Annotated in this window: 16 protein-coding genes; 9 read left to right on the forward strand and 7 right to left on the reverse strand. The window is 68.2% G+C overall.

Going from position 1 to position 18465, the window contains the following annotated elements; genetic code table 11:
- Positions 1-93: 93 nt before the first annotated feature.
- From groL to HWX55_RS24165, 3 genes are all read right to left on the reverse strand, one after another.
- Entirely contained in the window at positions 94-1734 is a 1641-nt protein-coding gene (groL, locus tag HWX55_RS24155) for a chaperonin GroEL (protein WP_050017246.1), read from the reverse strand.
- Between the two features lie 12 nt (positions 1735-1746).
- Complete coding sequence (locus tag HWX55_RS24160) at positions 1747-2037, reverse strand: co-chaperone GroES (protein WP_011694564.1); 291 nt, start codon at positions 2035-2037, stop codon at positions 1747-1749.
- 193 nt (positions 2038-2230) lie between these two features.
- On the reverse strand, positions 2231-3250 hold the full coding sequence (locus tag HWX55_RS24165) for an NAD(P)-dependent alcohol dehydrogenase (RefSeq protein WP_175977567.1): 1020 nt from the start codon (positions 3248-3250) through the stop codon (positions 2231-2233).
- A gap of 126 nt (positions 3251-3376) precedes the next feature.
- Between HWX55_RS24165 and HWX55_RS24170 the strand changes: the two genes are divergently transcribed.
- Positions 3377-4306 (forward strand): LysR family transcriptional regulator, encoded by a 930-nt coding sequence (locus tag HWX55_RS24170; RefSeq protein ID WP_175977568.1) that lies wholly within the window; start codon positions 3377-3379, stop codon positions 4304-4306.
- 123 nt (positions 4307-4429) lie between these two features.
- On the opposite strand, the gene HWX55_RS24175 is transcribed toward HWX55_RS24170, so the two are convergent.
- Positions 4430-4633: a hypothetical protein gene (locus HWX55_RS24175; protein WP_175977569.1), complete on the reverse strand. Its 204-nt coding sequence runs from the start codon at positions 4631-4633 to the stop codon at positions 4430-4432.
- Positions 4630-4857 carry a hypothetical protein gene (locus HWX55_RS24180; RefSeq protein WP_175977570.1) on the reverse strand — a complete coding sequence of 76 codons (228 nt, stop codon included), beginning with the start codon at positions 4855-4857 and terminating at the stop codon, positions 4630-4632. The genes HWX55_RS24175 and HWX55_RS24180 overlap by 4 nt, the downstream gene beginning before the upstream one ends.
- Positions 4858-5012: 155 nt before the next feature.
- On the opposite strand from HWX55_RS24180, the gene HWX55_RS24185 reads away from it, so the two are divergent.
- From HWX55_RS24185 to HWX55_RS24205, 5 genes are all read left to right on the forward strand, one after another.
- The gene (locus HWX55_RS24185) at positions 5013-6962 is read left to right on the forward strand and encodes an arylsulfatase (protein WP_175977571.1); all 1950 of its coding nucleotides are present in this window, start codon (positions 5013-5015) and stop codon (positions 6960-6962) included.
- A 16-nt stretch (positions 6963-6978) separates the two neighbouring features.
- Positions 6979-8028 (forward strand): formylglycine-generating enzyme family protein, encoded by a 1050-nt coding sequence (locus tag HWX55_RS24190; protein ID WP_175977572.1) that lies wholly within the window; start codon positions 6979-6981, stop codon positions 8026-8028.
- A 53-nt stretch (positions 8029-8081) separates the two neighbouring features.
- Positions 8082-8837 carry a MetQ/NlpA family lipoprotein gene (locus HWX55_RS24195; protein WP_175977596.1) on the forward strand — a complete coding sequence of 252 codons (756 nt, stop codon included), beginning with the start codon at positions 8082-8084 and terminating at the stop codon, positions 8835-8837.
- Entirely contained in the window at positions 8831-9817 is a 987-nt protein-coding gene (locus HWX55_RS24200; protein ID WP_175977573.1) for a YkgJ family cysteine cluster protein, read from the forward strand. Before HWX55_RS24195 ends, HWX55_RS24200 begins: the two co-directional genes overlap by 7 nt.
- A 67-nt stretch (positions 9818-9884) precedes the next feature.
- Complete coding sequence (locus HWX55_RS24205; RefSeq protein WP_175977574.1) at positions 9885-10211, forward strand: antibiotic biosynthesis monooxygenase; 327 nt, start codon at positions 9885-9887, stop codon at positions 10209-10211.
- A gap of 10 nt (positions 10212-10221) precedes the next feature.
- On the opposite strand, the gene HWX55_RS24210 is transcribed toward HWX55_RS24205, so the two are convergent.
- Together HWX55_RS24210 and HWX55_RS24215 are read right to left on the reverse strand one after the other, a co-directional pair.
- Complete coding sequence (locus HWX55_RS24210) at positions 10222-11118, reverse strand: hypothetical protein (protein ID WP_175977575.1); 897 nt, start codon at positions 11116-11118, stop codon at positions 10222-10224.
- Positions 11119-11273: 155 nt separating this feature from the next.
- Positions 11274-12206, reverse strand: a complete 933-nt coding sequence (locus HWX55_RS24215; RefSeq protein WP_050017235.1) for a LysR family transcriptional regulator — start codon at positions 12204-12206, stop codon at positions 11274-11276.
- 205 nt (positions 12207-12411) lie between these two features.
- Between HWX55_RS24215 and HWX55_RS24220 the strand changes: the two genes are divergently transcribed.
- From HWX55_RS24220 to HWX55_RS24230, 3 genes are all read left to right on the forward strand, one after another.
- Positions 12412-13185 carry a putative hydro-lyase gene (locus tag HWX55_RS24220; RefSeq protein ID WP_175977576.1) on the forward strand — a complete coding sequence of 258 codons (774 nt, stop codon included), beginning with the start codon at positions 12412-12414 and terminating at the stop codon, positions 13183-13185.
- Positions 13186-13271: 86 nt separating this feature from the next.
- Positions 13272-14570: an MFS transporter gene (locus HWX55_RS24225; protein ID WP_175883896.1), complete on the forward strand. Its 1299-nt coding sequence runs from the start codon at positions 13272-13274 to the stop codon at positions 14568-14570.
- Between the two features lie 127 nt (positions 14571-14697).
- The gene (locus HWX55_RS24230) at positions 14698-18336 is read left to right on the forward strand and encodes a hydantoinase B/oxoprolinase family protein (RefSeq protein WP_175977577.1); all 3639 of its coding nucleotides are present in this window, start codon (positions 14698-14700) and stop codon (positions 18334-18336) included.
- The last annotated feature ends 129 nt before the right edge of the window (positions 18337-18465 follow it).

Consider the following 18465-nt stretch of genomic DNA (forward strand, 5'->3'; position numbering starts at 1 on the left):
AAAACGCGTGACGACTTCCGTCGCCACGCGTTTCCCGTGACTACAACATGACCGCGCGCACACCGACAAACCGGCGCGCACGCCGCCGCGTCGTCAGAAATCGAACCCCGGCCCGCCCGCGCCCGGGCCGCCGGGCGCGGCGGCCGGCGCCGCATCCTTCGGCGCTTCGAACACGGTCGCATCGGTCGTCAGGAGCAGCCCGGCCACCGACGCCGCATTCTGCAGCGCGGTGCGCGTGACCTTGGTCGGATCGAGCACGCCCGATTCGACGAGGTCGCCGTACTCGCCCGTCTGCGCGTTGTAGCCGAAGTTGCCCGCGCCTTCCGCGACCTTCGCGACGACGACGCTCGCTTCCTCGCCCGCATTCGTGACGATCTGGCGCAGCGGTTCTTCCAGCGCGCGCAGCACGATCTTGATGCCCGCGTCCTGATCGGCGTTCGCGCCCTTCAGTTCGCGAATCGCCTGCCGCACGCGGATCAGCGCGACGCCGCCGCCCGGCACGATGCCTTCCTCGACGGCCGCGCGCGTCGCGTGCAGCGCGTCGTCGACGCGATCTTTCTTCTCCTTCACCTCGATTTCGGTCGCGCCGCCGACCTTGATCACCGCCACGCCGCCCGCGAGCTTCGCGACGCGTTCCTGCAGCTTCTCGCGATCGTAGTCGGACGTCGCCTCTTCGATCTGCACGCGAATCTGCTTCACGCGCGCCTCGATGTTCTTCGCATCGCCCGCGCCGTCGATCACCGTGGTGTTTTCCTTGCCGACTTCGATGCGCTTCGCCTGGCCGAGTTCGGCGAGTGTGGCCTTTTCGAGCGTCAGGCCCGTTTCCTCGGCGATCACCTGGCCGCCGGTGAGGATCGCGATGTCCTCGAGCAGCGCCTTGCGGCGATCGCCGAAGCCCGGCGCCTTGACCGCCACCGTCTTCAGGATCCCGCGGATGTTGTTCACGACGAGCGTCGCGAGCGCTTCGCCTTCGACGTCTTCCGCGATGATCAGCAGCGGCCGGCCCGACTTCGCGACCTGTTCGAGCACCGGCAGTAGATCGCGGATGTTCGAGATCTTCTTGTCGTGCAGCAGGATGTACGGGTTTTCGATCTCGGCGATCTGCTTGTCCGGATTGTTGATGAAATACGGCGACAGGTAGCCGCGATCGAACTGCAGCCCTTCGACGACGTCGAGCTCGTCGGCGAGCGACTTGCCGTCCTCGACGGTGATCACGCCTTCCTTGCCGACGCGATCGATCGCCTCGGCGATGCGCTGGCCGATCGATTCCTCGCCGTTCGCGGAGATCGTCGCGACCTGCGCGATTTCCTTGCTCGTGGTGGTCGGCTTGCTGATCTTCTTCAATTCGTCGACGGCCGACGCGACGGCCTTGTCGATGCCGCGCTTCAGGTCGAGCGGATTGAGCCCGGCCGCGACGTACTTCTGGCCTTCACGGACGATCGCCTGCGCGAGCACGGTAGCCGTCGTCGTGCCGTCGCCGGCCGCGTCGCTGGTGCGCGACGCGACTTCCTTCACGAGTTGCGCGCCGATGTTCTGCAGCTTGTCCGCGAGTTCGATTTCCTTCGCGACCGACACGCCGTCCTTCGTGACGACGGGCGCGCCGAAACTGCGTTCGAGCACGACATTGCGGCCCTTCGGTCCGAGCGTGACCTTTACCGCGTTCGCGAGAATGTTCACGCCTTCGGTCAACTTCGATCGTGCGATGTCGCTGAAAATGATTTCCTTGGCTGCCATGATTGCGCTCCGTTATTGATTGACGACCGCGACGATGTCTTCTTCGCGCAGCACGAGAAACTCGTTGCCGTCGACCTTGACGGCTTGCCCCGCGTACTTGCCGAACAGCACGCGCTCGCCGACCTGCAGGTCGGGCACGATGCGCTGGCCGTCGGTATCCTTGCGGCCGGGGCCGACGGCGATCACTTCGCCCTGGTCGGGTTTCTCGGCGGCGCTATCGGGAATCACGATGCCCGATGCGGTGGTGGTTTCCTGGTCGAGTCGCTTCACGATCACGCGGTCGTGCAAGGGGCGTAGGCTCATTTTTTCGTCCTGTGCTGTTCTGTCGAAATTGGCTGGCACTCTTTAACAGAGAGTGCTGACGAGTATAAAAACGCGCGGCGGTGCGATCCAATAACGGATTCGGAAAAGCATTTGCGCGAATGCGCTTTGGACGGGAAGACGGGGAACGGAGAGGGAGGAGGCGGGAGAAGGCGGCGTGTGCCGCCTTCAGGCGTCACGATGCGACGCGAATCACGACCTTGCCGAAGTGCTGGCCGGACTGCAAATGTGCATACGCTTGCGGCGCCTCGTCGAAGCCGAACACGCGATCGACCACCGGCTTGATCCGTTTCGCGTCGACGAGCCGCACGACGTCGTCGAGCATCGCGCGGCTGCCGACCATGAAGCCGTGCAGACGCCGGAAGCCGCCGATCAGCGGCAGCAGCCCGAGTTGGGGCCCGTCGAAGCTGCTGAGCCCGCCGATTACCGACACGATGCCGCTTGTTTTCGTCGCGGCGAGCGAGCGCGGCAGCGTGTCGCGTCCGCCGACTTCAACGACGAGATCCGCGCCCGCACCGCCGGTGAGGCGCAATACTTCGTGTTGCCATTCGGGCGTCGTCCGGTAGTTGATCGTTGCGTCCGCACCGAGTGCACGGGCGCGTTCGAGCTTCGCGTCGCTCGACGACGTGACGATCGTGCGCAACCCGGCGGCCTGCGCGAGCTGTAGCGCGACGATCGATACGCCACCCGTGCCGAGCAGCACAACGGTCGCGCCCGGCGACAGTCCGCCGTCGACGAACAGCGCGTTCCACGCGGTGACGCCCGCGCACGACAGCGTCGCGGCTTCGTCGTAGTCGAGATGCGCGGGGATCGCGACCAGCGCCGCCTCGTCGGACACGAAGCGTTCGGCGAGCACGCCGTCGAATTGCGCGCCGGGCGAACCCGACACTTTGTGCGGTGTCGGCGGCCCGTCGATCCAGCGCGGGAAGTAGGTATTGATCACGCGGTCGCCCGGTTTGAAGCGCGTGACGTCGCGGCCCGTCTCGACCACTTCTCCGGCGCCGTCGGCGACCGGGATCAGCGCGTCGGTGCCGATGCCGAGATAGTCGCCGCGCGCGAACATCAGGTCGCGATAGTTCAGCGCGGCCGAGTGGATCCTGACGACGACGTCGGTGGGCCCGACCGCGCGCGGTGTCGCGTCGATGCGCCGGAGCCCGGCAATGCCGTCGCCCGGTTTGATTTGCCATGCATGCATGTCGACTCCTTTTCGAGATAGTCAGGACTATCATAGTGTTGCGCAGGTGGACGCATTGGCGAGAATTTGGCCGACGATTGTCGCCAGCACGGACACAACCCTGTCATCGCACCGGAGCGGAGCGGCATGGATGAACGGCTGAGAGGCGTCGCCGAATTTGTCGACGTGGTGGAATCGGGTAGTTTCGCGGCGGCGGCGCTGCGCCTCGGCATGACGCGCTCGGCTGTCGCGAAGATCGTCGCGCGGCTCGAACTGCGTCTCGGCGCGCGGCTGCTGCAGCGCACGACGCGCCAGGTCGGCCTGACCGACGAAGGGCTCGTCTATTACGAGCAATGCCGGCGACTGCTGGCCGAACTCGGCGAAACGGAGGCCGCGCTCGATGCGGGGCGCCGCGAGCCGGCCGGGCGCGTGCGCGTCAGCGTGCCGGTGCTGTTCGGGCGGCAGTGCGTGGCGCCCGTGGTGCGGCGTCTCGTCGAGCGCCACCCGCGGCTCGAAATCGACATGTCGTTCAGCGACCGCGTGGCCGACCTCGTCAACGACGGCTTCGACCTGGCGGTGCGCATCGGCGAACTGGCCGATACGAGCGCGCTGGTCGGCCGCAAGCTGGGCGTGCAGCGCATGGGCATCTGCGCATCGCCCGCGTATCTCGCGCGTCACGGTCGGCCGTCGGGGCTCGACGAACTCGCGTCGCACGTCGGCATCGCGTATTCGCGCGGCGGACAACCGGCGCCATGGCGGGTCATCGGCGCGGACGGCGCGGTGCACGACCATCGCGCGGCCGGCCGGCTGCGGTTGGACGACCTGCAGGCGATCGCCGATGCGGCCGCCGCCGGCGCGGGCCTTGCGTGGCTGCCGTGCTGGCTGATGGCGCCGTACGTGCGCGACGGCCGCCTCGCGCTCGTGATGGACAGCGACAGCGTGTCGGGCGCCGAAGTGTTCGCGGTGCGGCCGGCAGCGCGTCACGTGCCGTCGAAGGTGCGGGTGGTCGTCGATGCGCTGATCGACGAGATTCCGCAGATGCTGGCGTCGGACGACGCGAACGGCGAGCGCGGATGACGGAGGTAGGTTCTCCGGCGACGACGCGACAATCTGGTTGGATGCGCATCGCGCTCGCGTGCATCTGGCATAGACAGCCTGAACCGAAGGAGGAAAAACTGGGAAGTCGCTTTTTTCGGGCGACTAACGCTTGCGTCGGCGCGGATCGATACCGTTTTGTTCGAGCAGCTTGCGCAGCCGCGAGTTTTCGATCCACAGTGAAGCTAACGCGGTCACCGTCATCAGAAGCGGAAACCATTCGCCTGTCGCGCTGATGATCGCCCAACCTGCGGCCGTGACGATCAGTGCCGTGACGATGAGAAGCAATCGGTCTGCAAGCCAATTCATTGCGCACTCCGAATTGCAGTGTTCGCCTTCAGGCCGAGATAGCTGTGCGAGCCCGGTGCGAGTACTTCGGGATGGCGACCGGTTTGAGTCATGATCGTTGTGGAGACAATCAGTTTGCAGATCGTTGCATCCGCACCTAACTTCTGGAGGACGTTGACCGTCGCGACAACGCTTGCGACGGACGTTTGCCTGGAAGGCTTCGAAAAGCGCTGGTATTTCGACATTTTGGCTTTCTCCTCATCGATCGCGGATTATTACATGAACCTTTCATTTGCGCCGGACATATTCCCCCACCCCGTTAGCATGTGACGAATCCGACTTTGGGCGCTGCGCGCGCGACGCTAAGATCGCCGCTCCCGTAGATCGAGCGTCAACAAGAATGAAAAAGTCCGCGTCGCCGTTGCATGCTTTTCGTTTCCGTGTCGTCTGCGCCGCGATTGCCGGCGCGGTGTCGCTCGCGTCGTGCGGCGGCGTCGACAGCAGTCCGCCGCCGCAGGCCAGCGCGACGCCCGCGGCCAAGCGCCCGAACATCCTGTACATCATGGCCGACGATCTCGGCTATTCCGACATCCATGCGTTCGGCGGCGAAATCAACACGCCGAACCTCGACGCGCTCGTCGCGTCGGGCCGCATCCTGTCGAACCACCACACGGGCACCGTCTGCGCGATCACGCGCGCGATGCTGGTGTCGGGCACCGATCACCATCTCGTCGGCGAGGGCACGATGGGCGTGCCGACCGACGAGCGGCGCGGGCTGCCCGGCTACGAGGGCTACCTGAACGATCGCGCGCTGTCGTTCGCGCAATTGCTGAAGGACGCCGGCTATCACACGTATATCGCGGGCAAGTGGCACATCGGCTCGGGGATCGTCGGCAGTACGACGGGCAGCGGCCAGACACCCGACCAGTGGGGCTTCGAGCGCAGCTACGTGCTGCTCGGCGGCGCGGCGACGAACCACTTCGCGCACGAGCCGGCCGGCTCGTCGAACTACACGGAAGACGGCCGCTACGTGCAGCCGGGCCAGCCCGGGCAACCGGGTGGCGCGGGCGGTAGCCCGGCCGTGTTCTATTCGACCGATTTCTATACGCAGAAGCTGATCTCGTACATCGATGCGAACAAGCAGGACGGCAAGCCGTTCTTCGCGTACGCGGCCTACACGTCGCCGCACTGGCCGCTGCAGGTGCCCGATCCGTGGCTGCACAAGTACGCGGGCGTGTACGACGCCGGCTACGATGCGATCCGCAACGCGCGGATCGCGCGGCAGAAGGCGCTCGGCCTGATTCCGGCCGATTTCAAGCCGTTCGACGGGCTGCCGGAGACGACGGCGGCATCGCCCGCGACCGCGAACAACGGCACGGCCAGCGCGAAGTACATCAGCGCGGTGCATTCGGCCGCGGACGGCTACAGCGACTACGGCTCCGGCAAGGTCGACAAGCTGTGGTCGAGCCTGTCGCCGGCCGAGCGAAAGGCGCAGGCGCGCTACATGGAGATCTACGCGGGGATGGTCGAGAACCTCGACTACAACATCGGCCTGCTGATCCAGCATCTGAAGGACATCGGCGAATACGACAACACGTTCATCATGTTCCAGTCGGACAACGGCGCGGAAGGCTGGCCGATCGATTCCGGCGCGGACCCGACCGCAACCGATACCGCGAACGGACAGGACCCGATCTACTCGACGCTCGGCACCGACAACGGCAAGCAGAACGCACAGCGCCTGCAGTACGGGCTGCGCTGGGCCGAAGTGAGCGCGGCGCCGTTCCGGCTCACGAAGGGCTATTCGGGCGAAGGCGGCGTGTCGACACCGACGATCGTGCACCTGCCGGGCCAGTCGCAACCGTTGCCGACGCTGCTCGCATTCACGCACGTGACCGACAACACGGCGACGTTCCTCGCGGTTGCGGGCGTCACGCCGCCGTCGCAACCGGCGCCGCCGCTCGTGAACACGCTGACGGGCGTCGACCAGAACAAGGGCAAGGTCGTTTACAACAACCGCTACGTGTATCCGGTGACCGGCCAGTCGCTGCTGCCGGTGCTCACCGGTTCGACGACGGGCGAAGTGCATACGACGCCGTTCGGCGACGAAGCATACGGCCGCGCGTATCTGCGCAGCGCCGACGGTCGCTGGAAGGCATTGTGGACCGAGCCGCCGCTCGGCCCGCTCGACGGTCACTGGCAGCTTTACGATCTCGCGGCGGACCGTGGCGAGACGACCGACGTGTCGGCGCAGAACCCGTCGGTGATCGGCACGCTGGTCGATCAGTGGAAGGCGTACATGAGCAACGTCGGCGGCGTCGAGCCGCTGCGTCCGCGCGGCTACTACTGATCCCGGGAGCAACACGATGCGGCTCCGCTTCTGGACGATCGGCGCGGCGCTGGCCGCCACGCTGTTCGCCGCCGCGTTCGCGATGGGCTATGCGAATCCGGCGGCGTCGGCAAGCGGCGCGTTCGACGATCTGAATCGCGGCCGCGCGCTTGCGCCGCTCGGTTCGGAGCGCGAGTGCAAGCGCTATTCGGGGCTGCCGGCGAAGTGGCGCGACGATCCGACGGCGGGCATGGTGCACCTGCGCGGCGGCGCGTTCGTGTTCGGCAGCACGCGCGGCTATGCGGACGAGCGTCCGGTCGGCGACGGCACGACGCGCGTCGGCGGCTTCTGGATCGACCAGACCGACGTGACGATCGCGCAGTTCGCAGCCTTCGTGCAGGCGACCGGTTACGTGACCGAGGCCGAGCAGCAGGGCGGGGCGGCGGTGTTCCATGTGCCGACGCGCGACGAGATGAATGCAGGCGACCTCGCGTGGTGGTCGTGGGTGAAGGGCGCGTCGTGGCGGCATCCGCGCGGGCCCGGTAGCGACGTGGACGGGCTCGGCAACCTGCCGGTGACGCTCGTCACGCAGCGCGATGCGCTCGCGTATGCGCACTGGCTCGGCCGCGACCTGCCGACCGAGGCCGAATGGGAATACGCGGGCAAGGCCGGCCGCGATGACGCGTCGCTCGATGCGGCGCCGCGCGACGCGAACGGCAAGCCGACCGCGAACTACTGGCAGGGTGCGTTTCCAGTGCTCGACTCGGCCGAGGACGGTCACGCGGGGCTGGCGCCCGTCGGCTGCTATGCCGCGAACGGCTTTCGTCTTTACGACATGATCGGCAACGCATGGGAATGGACGAAGGATGCGTACACGGGCCCGCATCAGTCGCATACGAACGGCGACACCGCAGCCGTCGCACCGCCGACGCGCCGGCACGATACGCCGATGGTCATCAAGGGCGGCTCGTTCCTGTGTTCGCGCGATTACTGCGTGCGCTATCGCGCATCGTCGCGCGAACAGCAGGAAGCGGATCTCGGCGCATCGCATATCGGGTTTCGCACGATCCTGAGGGACGCGTCGTGACGACGGGTATCGGGCGATTCGTTTCGGTGTGGCTGCTCGGTGCCTGCGTGCTGATGTCGCAGGGATCGACGATGGCTGCCGAAGCGTCGGCACCGGCCGTGCGCGTCGGCGTCACGCGCGGCGTGCATGCGCAGATCCTCGACGAAGTGAAGAAGGTGGCCGCCGCGCGCGGGCTGGGCGTCGACGTCGTCGAATTCGACGATGCGTCGCGCATCGACACGGCGCTGGCCGACGGGCGGATCGACGCGGCCAGCTTCGAGGATGCGCAGCGCCTGAGCGCCACGCGCGCGGCGAAAGGCTATGCGCTGACCGCCGTCGCGCCGACGGTCACGCTGCCGATGGCATTCTATTCGCGCAAGCTGAAGAACCTGAACGAACTGCAACCGGGCGCGACGGTCGCGCTGCCCGTCGATCCGCGCGGGATGGCGCGCGCGCTCGTGCTGCTGCAGAACGACACGCTGGTGACGCTGCGCGAAAAAGCCGGCCTGCATGCGACGCTGCGCGACGTGACGGGCAACCGGCTCGCGCTGAAATTCGTCGCGCTGCGCCGCGACCGGCTTTACGCGGCGCTCGATACGGCCGCATTCGTCGCGATCGACAGCGACGATGCGGCCCGCGCCGGGCTGGAGCCCGCGCGCGACAGCATCAGCCTCGAGGACGCCCGCTCGCCGTATGCGAACGTGCTCACGGTGCGCGACACCGATCGTGCGAAGCCGTGGGTCGCGCAGCTCGTCGCCGCGTATCACTCGGACGACGTCGCGCGCTTCATCCTCACGCGCTACCAGGATTCGGTGCGGCGGCCGTGGTAGACACCTACCTGCTCGCGTGCAACGCGTGCGGACGCTGCTGCAACAGCGCGCCGACGCTGTCGTTGCGCGAACTGTTCCGGCATCGGCATCGCTTCGTCGGCGCGTTGACGATTCGTCGCGTGCCGAAGCGGCGGATCGGCGAACGCTGGCAGGCGGGCGGGCGCGAGCACACGCTCGATGCGGACGACGTCGCGGCCGCCGATGCGCTGGCGGACCGGCTGTTTCATCGCGGCGGCGGCGTGCGCGGCGAATGGCTCGCGCTGACGCTGCAAGGCTACGACTATCCGTCGCTCGGCCGTTGCGCGGCGCTCGCCGACGACGGCCGCTGCGGCGTGCACGCGAACAAGCCGTCGATCTGCCGCGCGGTGCCGCTCGATCCGATGCTGCCCGACCGGTTGCAGGCCCGCGTGCTCGCGGCACGACGCGACGATGCGGCGTGGCTGGGCGCGAACTGCATCGTCGAGGCCGGGAGCGTGCAATCCACGAACGAATCGTCGTTCCCGATTCCGCTGGTGACGGCCGGGCAGGTCGCGGATCGTGCGGCGCTCGACGCGTATCGCGATGCGCTCGTGTTCGAGCGCGCGGTGTGGCGCGACGCCGTATTCGCGTCGCTGATCGACGGGGGGCAGGACCTGCGCCATGCGCTGTCGCGGCTGGCGCCCGGCGGCTACCTGACCGTGTCGATCGTGCCGGTCCTGCTCGTCGTCGCTCAGGTATCCGCGCATTGCCGCGCGCTGTGCATCGACTTCATCGACGCGCAGTTGGCCTTGATCGGCACGAACGTCGAAGCGGCGCTCGCGTGCCGACGGCCCGACGACCGGCCGGCGACGCACGAATTGCGTGGCTTCGCCCAGGCGCTGGAACGGGCGCGACAAGCGCTCGCGGCCATGCCGTCACCCACTGCCGTCACGCGCGACGATGCGTCATGCATCGACGCGTGGCTCGACGATCGCGCCGCCGCCGCTCCGCTCGCCGCTTGACGACGATCGCGGCACGCCGTGCGTGCCTTACACTTGGCGCTCTTTCATCGTGGCAGAGTGAGCGGGCATGTACGCGTCGACCTTCATTTTTCGTGCCGGGCAGTACGACGACGAATTCCACCGGCTCGACCGGCAGATCGCCAACATGGCGCGTGCGACGCCCGGCTATCTCGGCGAGGAAACGTGGGAGAACGCGGAAGCCGGCTTGATCCAGAATATCTACTACTGGGAATCCGAGGCGGCGCTGCGGCAGTTGATGCGGCATCCTGCGCATCTCGAAGCCAAGGCGAAGCAGGCGCGCTGGCTGGACGGGTATCGCGTCGTGATTTCGCAGGTGCTTCGCGAGTACGGGGACGGCAAGCTGACGCCGCCGCGTGCGGAGCCCTCCGCGTAACGGTCGCCGGTCACGCGGTCGCGCCGGTTTCTCCCGGCGTGGCCGGTTCGCGCGCCGCGCGCGCCCAGATCGGGAACGTCGCGTTCTGGATCGACGTCTGCGCGTCGATGACCTTGCGGTGGTCGATGCCGGGCAGGTCGAGCAATCGGTCGACCGCCGCCTTCGCGCCTTCGGCATCCTGCGGAAAGGCGCACGCGAACTGCTTGTTCGTATCGAACAGGATCCACCAGACATCCGACACGAACGGCCCCTGGTCGTTGGTTTCGATCAGGATCGCGCCGAGGTCGGACAGCGCGATGCCGCGTGTCGTCCCGGTCTGATCGGTCGACGCGATGCGCGTATCGGTTGCCGTCACGGTCCAGCCGCGCTGCCGGGCAGGCGGACGCGTCGATGCCGGCGCGGCATTCGGCAGGGCCGGGCCGCCGGTGCCGGTGTCGGTGACAGCACCGTTCGGTACGACCCCATCCACGGCACCGACGGCACCGCTTCGCGTCACGCCATCCTGCCGCTCGCGCCCATCGATCCACGGCAGCGCGGCGGCGCCCACCATCGCCGCGATCCACAAGTAGTATCCGGCCCCGAACGTGCGGATCGTTTCGTAGTTCGCATCGGTCGGGATCGTATGCCAGCCGAGCGCAAAGACGACGACCACGGCCAGTAGCACCGACACGGTACGGCTCGGCCTGAGCAGCGCGACGACGAGCAGCGGGTTGCCGAGCCACGCGAATTGCAGGTCGAGGATCGCGAGCGGCCCGAGCGCGAGCACGGTGTAGCCGTGCAACCAGCTTACCGCGCCGACCGCATTCGGCGGTTCGGCCGCGACGGGCAGCAGCAGCGACGCGACATACAGCGCGACGATCACGACGCGCGCGAGGTTCAGGCGGGACGAAGCGGAGCGGATCTGCATGTTGCCTTCTCGTGGTGCACGATCATGCGAAGCGACGAATGCCGGACGGCCGGGCCGTCATTCACGATGCGCGGCGCCGATATGGCGACGCGCCGATCGCGATTGTGGGCGATTCGCGCGGCGATGTCGAACGTGCGTCATCCAGCGCGTCGGGGTCAAAGCGCTTCGACCAGCAAGCGCGTGCTCTTTTCGCAATACTCATGACACGCCGCCCGCGCGGCGATCGACGCACCGTGCACGAACCGCGGCGCGTCCGTTCGCCGCGACATCGACACGACGATCGACGGCGGCGACGGCTGCAGCGGCAGCTCGACGACTTCGCCGCTTTCGATCAGCGCATCGACGAACAGCACCGGAATCGCGGCGACGCCGAAACCGTCGCGCACCAGTTGCACGATCACCGAGATCGACGGCGACCCGGTGATGCGCGTCTCCGACAGCGGCACGCCGTGCGCATGCGCGAGCGTGCGGACGATGTCTTCCAGCGCGCGATGGGGCGCGGTGCCGCGCCCGTAGGTGAGGATCGGCTGGCGCAGCACCTGCCGCGCGAGGCCGGTGCGCGTGTTCGGCAGCAGCCCGGCGCGCGCGATCCAGCGCACCGGGTAGTTCGCGAGCGCGTCGCACACGACCGACGCCTCGTCGCTGCCCTCCACGCGAATGATCAGGTCGAGTTCTCCGGCCATCAGCCGGCGCTGCAGCACGACGCTGACGTCGACGGTCAGGTCGATTTCCAGTTGCGGATAGTCGGCCGCGAGCCGCCGCATGTAATGCGGCAGCCAGCTGTGCACGACCGTCTCGATCACGCCGAGCCGCAGCTTGCCGCGCAGCGCGCGCTCGCCGGACGCCGCGGCCTGCAGTTCCTGCGTCGCCTCGACGACGGCCTTCGCATAGCCGAGCAGGTATTCGCCGTTCGGCGTGAGCCGGAACGCGCGGCTGTCGCGATCGACGAGTACGGTATGCAGTTCGTCCTCGAGCGCCTTCAGGCGCTGCGAGATCGCGGCCGGCGTCGCGTGCAGCGCGGCCGCGGTCGTGCGGAAGTTGCGCAGCTTCGCGAGCATGACGAAGGTTTCGAGAAAACGCGTGTTCATGGCAGTCGGGCGAGCAATGGATGCGCAGCTTGCCGGCGACGAAAAGTGAACGGGACCGGGGAAAACCCGCAGACCCGTTAAGAAATTCTATACAACGGGCGCAAAAAAACTCGTTGGCGACAAAATTTTTTCCTTTCTATTCTTCGCCATATCCGATGACACACCGCCGTCATCGCCCCGCCATCCCGATCTGCGACCGACCATCATGACGCCTTCCGAATTTCGCCAGTCCGTGCGCCGCGGCGCGTTCCGCGGCCCGACCGCCGGCCATTGCGGCCCGTTTGCCCAGGCGAACCTCGCGATCCTGCCCGACGCGTACGCGCACGATTTCCTGCGCTTCTGCCAGGCGAACCCGAAGGCCTGCCCGTTGCTCGGCGTCGGCGAACCGGGCGCGTTCCGGATCGCCGCGCTCGGCGAGGATCTCGACATCCGCACCGACGTGCCGAGCTACAACGTATATAGGGACGGCCGCCTGACCGAGCAGGTCGAATCGCTCGAAGCGCTGTGGCGCGACGATTTCGTCGTATTTGCGATCGGCTGCTCGTTCTCGTTCGAGGACATGCTCGCCCGCGAAGGGATCGGGTTGCGCCACGTCGAGGAGGGGCGCAACGTGCCGATGTACCGCACGTCGATCGCGAACCGCCGCGCGGGGATTTTCGGCGGCCAGCTGGTCGTGTCGATGCGGCCGCTGCGCGGCGCCGACGCGATCCGCGCGGTGCAGATCACGAGCCGGTTTCCGGGCGTGCACGGCGCGCCGATCCATATCGGGCACCCGCGGGAACTGGGCATCGCGGATCTGGATGCGCCCGAATTCGGCGACGCGGTGACGATCCGCGACGGCGAGCTGCCGGTGTTCTGGGCGTGCGGCGTGACGCCGCAAACCGCGCTGATGGACGCGAAGCTGCCGATCGCGATCGCGCATACGCCCGGCCACATGCTGATGACCGACATCACGAACGCGTCGCTGGCCGTGTTCTGACCCGCCGGCCCCGCACGCGACACACCTACGACAGACACACCGCACCACACGCCATTTGATCGGCGCACAACGACAGGAGCACCACCATGGAAAGCAAGACCCTCGCGGCGCCCGCCGCCGAGCCCGCGAGCCGCGAGCGCAGCGGCCTGTTCTCGTGGTACGCGGATGCGCAACCGCGCGAACGCCGCGCGTTCTGGAGCTGCAAGGTCGGCTACATGCTCGACGGAATGGACACGCAGATGCTGTCGTTCGTGATCCCGACGCTCGTCGCGACCTGGGGCATCTCGTTGGCCGACGCAGGCTTCATCGGCACGATCACGCTGCTCGCGTCGGCGCTCGGCGGCTGGATCGCCGGCATCCTGTCCGACCGCATCGGCCGCGTGCGCACGCTGCAGCTCACGGTGCTGTGGTTCGCGGTGTTCACCGCGCTGTGCGGGCTCGCGCAGAACTACCACCAACTGGTCGCGGCGCGTGCGCTGATGGGTTTCGGCTTCGGCGGCGAATGGACGGCCGGCGCGGTGCTGATCGGCGAAGTGATCCGCGCGCGCGACCGCGGCAGGGCGGTCGGCCTCGTGCAGTCGGGCTGGGCGATCGGCTGGGGGCTGTGCGCGCTGCTGTATGCGCTGCTGTTCTCGGTGCTGCCGGCCGAGCAGGCGTGGCGCGCGCTGTTCCTCGTCGGGCTCGCGCCCGCGCTGCTGGTCGTCGCGATCCGCCGCTACGTGAAGGAGCCGGACGTCTACGAGAAGGAGAAGGCCGCGCAGGCGAAAGTGGCCGATGCGCCGCGCCTCACCGAGATCTTCGCGCCGAAGCTGATCACGACGACGCTGCGCGCGGCCCTGCTGACGACCGGCGCGCAGGGCGGCTACTACGCGATCACGACGTGGCTGCCGACCTTCCTGAAGACGGAACGGCACCTGACGGTGATGGGCACCGGCGGCTATCTCGCGATGATCATCTTCGGTTCGTGGGTCGGTTACCTGACGAGCGCATACCTGACCGACCGCCTCGGCCGCAAGCCGAACTTCATCCTGTTCGCGGTCGGCTCGATGGTGATCGCGTTCGCGTACACGTCGCTGAACCTGACCAACGCGTCGATGCTGTGGCTCGGCTTCCCGCTCGGCTTCTTCGCATCGGGCATCTTCTCGGGGATGGGCGCGTTCCTCACCGAGCTGTTCCCGACCCGCGTGCGCGGCTCCGGCCAGGGCTTCTGCTACAACGTGGGCCGAGCGATCGGCGCGCTGTTCCCGTTCCTGATCGGCGCGCTGTCCAAGCAGTACGGGCTCGGCACGAGCATCGGCATCTTCGCGGTCGCCGCGTACGGCGTGGTGATCGTCGCCGCGCTGACGCTGCCCGAGACCCGCGGCCGCGAACTCGACGCCGCCTGACCGACGGCAGCGGCGGGGCCGTCGGCCCCGCGCTTTTTTCCCCTTTCATCGACACCGTGACACGGCGCGCGACGCGCGCCGTGCGGCGGCGCTCGTCCCTCGATTCAACGACGCATCGACCGACATCATGACTGACCGACACCTTTCCTCCGTTCCCTCCGACGCCGCGCGCTGGCAATTCTGGATCGACCGCGGCGGTACGTTCACCGACATCGTCGCGCGGCGGCCCGACGGCACGCTCGTCACGCACAAGCTGCTGTCGGAGAACCCCGAGCAATATCGCGACGCGGCCGTGGCCGGCATCCGCCACCTGCTCGGCCTCTCGGCCGACGAGCCGATCACGCCCGCGCAGGTCGACATGGTGAAGATGGGCACGACGGTCGCGACCAACGCGCTGCTCGAACGCAAGGGCGAACGCACCGCGCTCGCGACGACGCGCGGTTTTCGCGACGTGCTGCGCATCGCGTACCAGAACCGGCCGCGCCTGTTCGATCTCGACATCGTGCTGCCCGACGCGCTGTACGAGACGGTCGTCGAGATCGACGAGCGCGTCGGCGCGCACGGCGACGTGGTCTTGCCGCTCGATGTTCAGGGTGCCGAAGCGTCGTTGCGTCGCGTGTTCGACAGCGGCGTGCGTGCGCTCGCGATCGTGCTGATCCACGGCTATCGTCATACCGCGCACGAACGGATGCTGGCGGCGCTCGCGCGCCGCATCGGCTTCACGCAGGTGTCGGTGTCGCACGAGGTGTCGCCGCTGATGAAGATGGTGTCGCGCGGCGATACGACCGTGGTCGACGCATACCTGTCGCCGATCCTGCGCCGCTATGTCGAGCAGGTCGCGCACGAGATGCCCGGCGTGAACCTGCAGTTCATGCAGAGCAGCGGCGGCCTCACGCGCGCCGACGCGTTCCAGGGCAAGGATGCGATCCTGTCGGGCCCGGCCGGTGGCATCGTCGGGATGGTGCGCGCGGCGCGTGCGGCCGGCTTCGAGCAGGTGATCGGCTTCGACATGGGCGGCACGTCGACCGACGTATCGCACTACAACGGCGAATTCGAGCGCGTGTTCGAGACGCAGGTGGCCGGCGTGCGGATGCGCGCGCCGATGATGAGCATCCACACGGTCGCGGCCGGCGGTGGCTCGGTGCTCGGTTTCGACGGCGCGCGGCTGCGCGTCGGACCCGAATCGGCCGGCGCGAACCCGGGGCCGGCCGCGTACCGGCGCGGCGGCCCGCTGACGGTGACCGATTGCAACGTGATGCTCGGCAAGATCCAGCCCGATCATTTCCCGCGCGTGTTCGGCCCGCATGCAGACCAGCCGCTCGACCGCGACGGCGTGGTCGCGAAGTTCACGGCGCTCGCCGACGAGATCCACGCGGCGACCGGCCGACGCGAGACGCCCGAGGCGCTCGCCGAAGGATTCCTGGAGATCGCGATCGGCAGCATGGCGAACGCGATCAAGAAGATTTCCGTGCAGCGCGGCCACGACGTGTCGCGCTACGTGCTGACGACGTTCGGCGGCGCGGGCGGCCAGCACGCGTGCGGCGTGGCCGATGCGCTCGGGATGACGCAGGTGTTCGCGCATCCGCTCGCGGGCGTGCTGTCCGCGTACGGGATGGGCCTCGCCGACCAGACCGCGATGCGCGAGCGCGCGGTCGAGGCCGTGCTGACCGACGCGTCGCTGCCGGCGCTGAACGCGGCGCTCGACCGGCTGGCCGACGAAGCCATCGGCGCGCTGCTCGAACAGGGCGTGCCGCCGGAGCGGATCGCGACCGAGCGACGCGTGCACCTGCGCTACCAGGGCACCGATTCGGCGCTCGACGTGCCGGCCGGCTCGGTCGCGGCGATGCAGCAGGCGTTCGAAACCGCATATCGGCAGCGCTACGCGTTCCTGATGCCCGGCACGCCGCTCGTCGCCGAGCTGGCGTCGGTCGAGGCGATCGGCCGCTCGGACGCGCCGGTCGACATCGCGCCGCTCGCACCGCGCGGGGCGGGCGCGGCGCCGCAAGCGCACGCGGCCGTGCGCTTTTATTCCGGCGGCCAGTGGCACGACGCGGCGCTGGTCGTGCGCGACACGCTGCGCGCCGGCGACGCGATCGACGGCCCCGCGATCGTCGCGGAGCAGAACGGCACGACCGTCGTCGAATCTGGTTGGCGCGCGGAGATGACCCCACAGGGCAATCTCGTGCTGACGCGCACGACGCCGCTGCCGACGCGCCGCTCGCTCGGCACCGACGCCGATCCGGTGCGGCTCGAGATCTTCAACAACCTGTTCATGTCGATCGCCGAGCAGATGGGGCTGCGGCTGCAGAACACCGCGTACTCGGTGAACATCAAGGAGCGGCTCGACTTCTCGTGCGCGATCTTCGACGGCGCCGGCAACCTGATCGCGAACGCGCCGCACATGCCCGTGCATCTCGGCTCGATGGGCGAGAGCATCCGCACGGTGATCGAGCGCAACCGGGGCCGCATGCGCGACGGCGACGTGTTCATGCTGAACGACCCGTACCACGGCGGCACGCACCTGCCGGACGTGACGGTCATCACGCCGGTGTTCGCGGACGGCGCCGACGCGCCGCTGTTCTACGTCGGCTCGCGCGGCCACCATGCGGATATCGGCGGCACGACGCCGGGCTCGATGCCGCCCGATTCGACCCATATCGACGAGGAAGGCGTGCTGATCGACAACTGGCAGCTCGTGTCGGCCGGCGTGCTGCGCGATGCCGAGACGCGCGCGCTGCTGGCATCCGGCCGCTATCCGGCGCGCAACGTCGAGCAGAACATGGCCGACCTGCGCGCACAGGTCGCCGCGAACCAGAAGGGCGTCGACGAGCTGCGCCGGATGGTCGCGCAGTTCGGCCGCGACGTCGTGCTCGCATTCATGACGCACGTGCAGGACAACGCCGAAGAAGCGGTGCGGCGCGTGATCGGCGCGCTGCAGGACGGCGCTTACCGCTATCCGCTCGACAACGGCGCGGAGATTCGCGTCGCGATCCGCGTGGATCGCGCGGCGCGGTGCGCGGAGATCGATTTCACCGGCACGTCCGCGCAGCTCGACAACAACTTCAACGCGCCGAAGGCCGTCTGCATGGCGGCGGTGCTGTACGTGTTCCGCACGCTCGTCGGCGACGACATCCCGCTGAACGCCGGCTGCCTGAAGCCGCTGACCGTGATCGTGCCGGCCCGCTCGATGCTGAACCCCGAGTACCCGGCGGCCGTCGTGTCGGGCAACGTCGAGACGTCGTCGGCGATCACCAACGCGCTGTACGGCGCCCTCGGCTGCGTCGCGTCGAGCCAGGGAACGATGAACAACTTCACATTCGGTAACGATCGATACCAGTACTACGAGACGATCGCGGGCGGCAGCGGCGCGGGCGACGGCTTCGCGGGCGTCGCCGCGGTGCAGACGCACATGACGAACTCGCGGCTCACCGATCCCGAGGTGCTCGAATGGCGCTACCCGGTGCGGCTCGATTCGCACCGGATCCGCGCGGGCTCGGGCGGCGGCGGGCGCTGGCGCGGCGGCGACGGCGCGGTGCGGCGGATCCGCTTCCTCGAGCCGATGACCGCGTCGATCCTGTCGAACAACCGGATCCACGCGCCGTTCGGCGCGGCGGGCGGCGAAGCCGGCGCGCTCGGCCGCAACACGATCGAGCGGGCGGACGGCACGGTCGAGGCGCTCGACCACATCGGCCGCGCGCAGATGGCGCCCGGCGACGTGTTCGTCGTCGAAACGCCGGGCGGCGGCGGCTACGGCGCGGCAGGCTGAGCCCGCGCACCCGGCGCGGATGCGCCGCACCGGGTGCGACGGGGGCGGGTGGAGGATATTGCAACGAACTGTGGAATAAAGCCGCGTATTCGCGCACGAATGGAATCAAAAACACGGGAAACTGCGGAT

Source organism: Burkholderia sp. BCC1047 (assembly GCF_902833155.1).
GTDB lineage: Bacteria > Pseudomonadota > Gammaproteobacteria > Burkholderiales > Burkholderiaceae > Burkholderia > Burkholderia sola.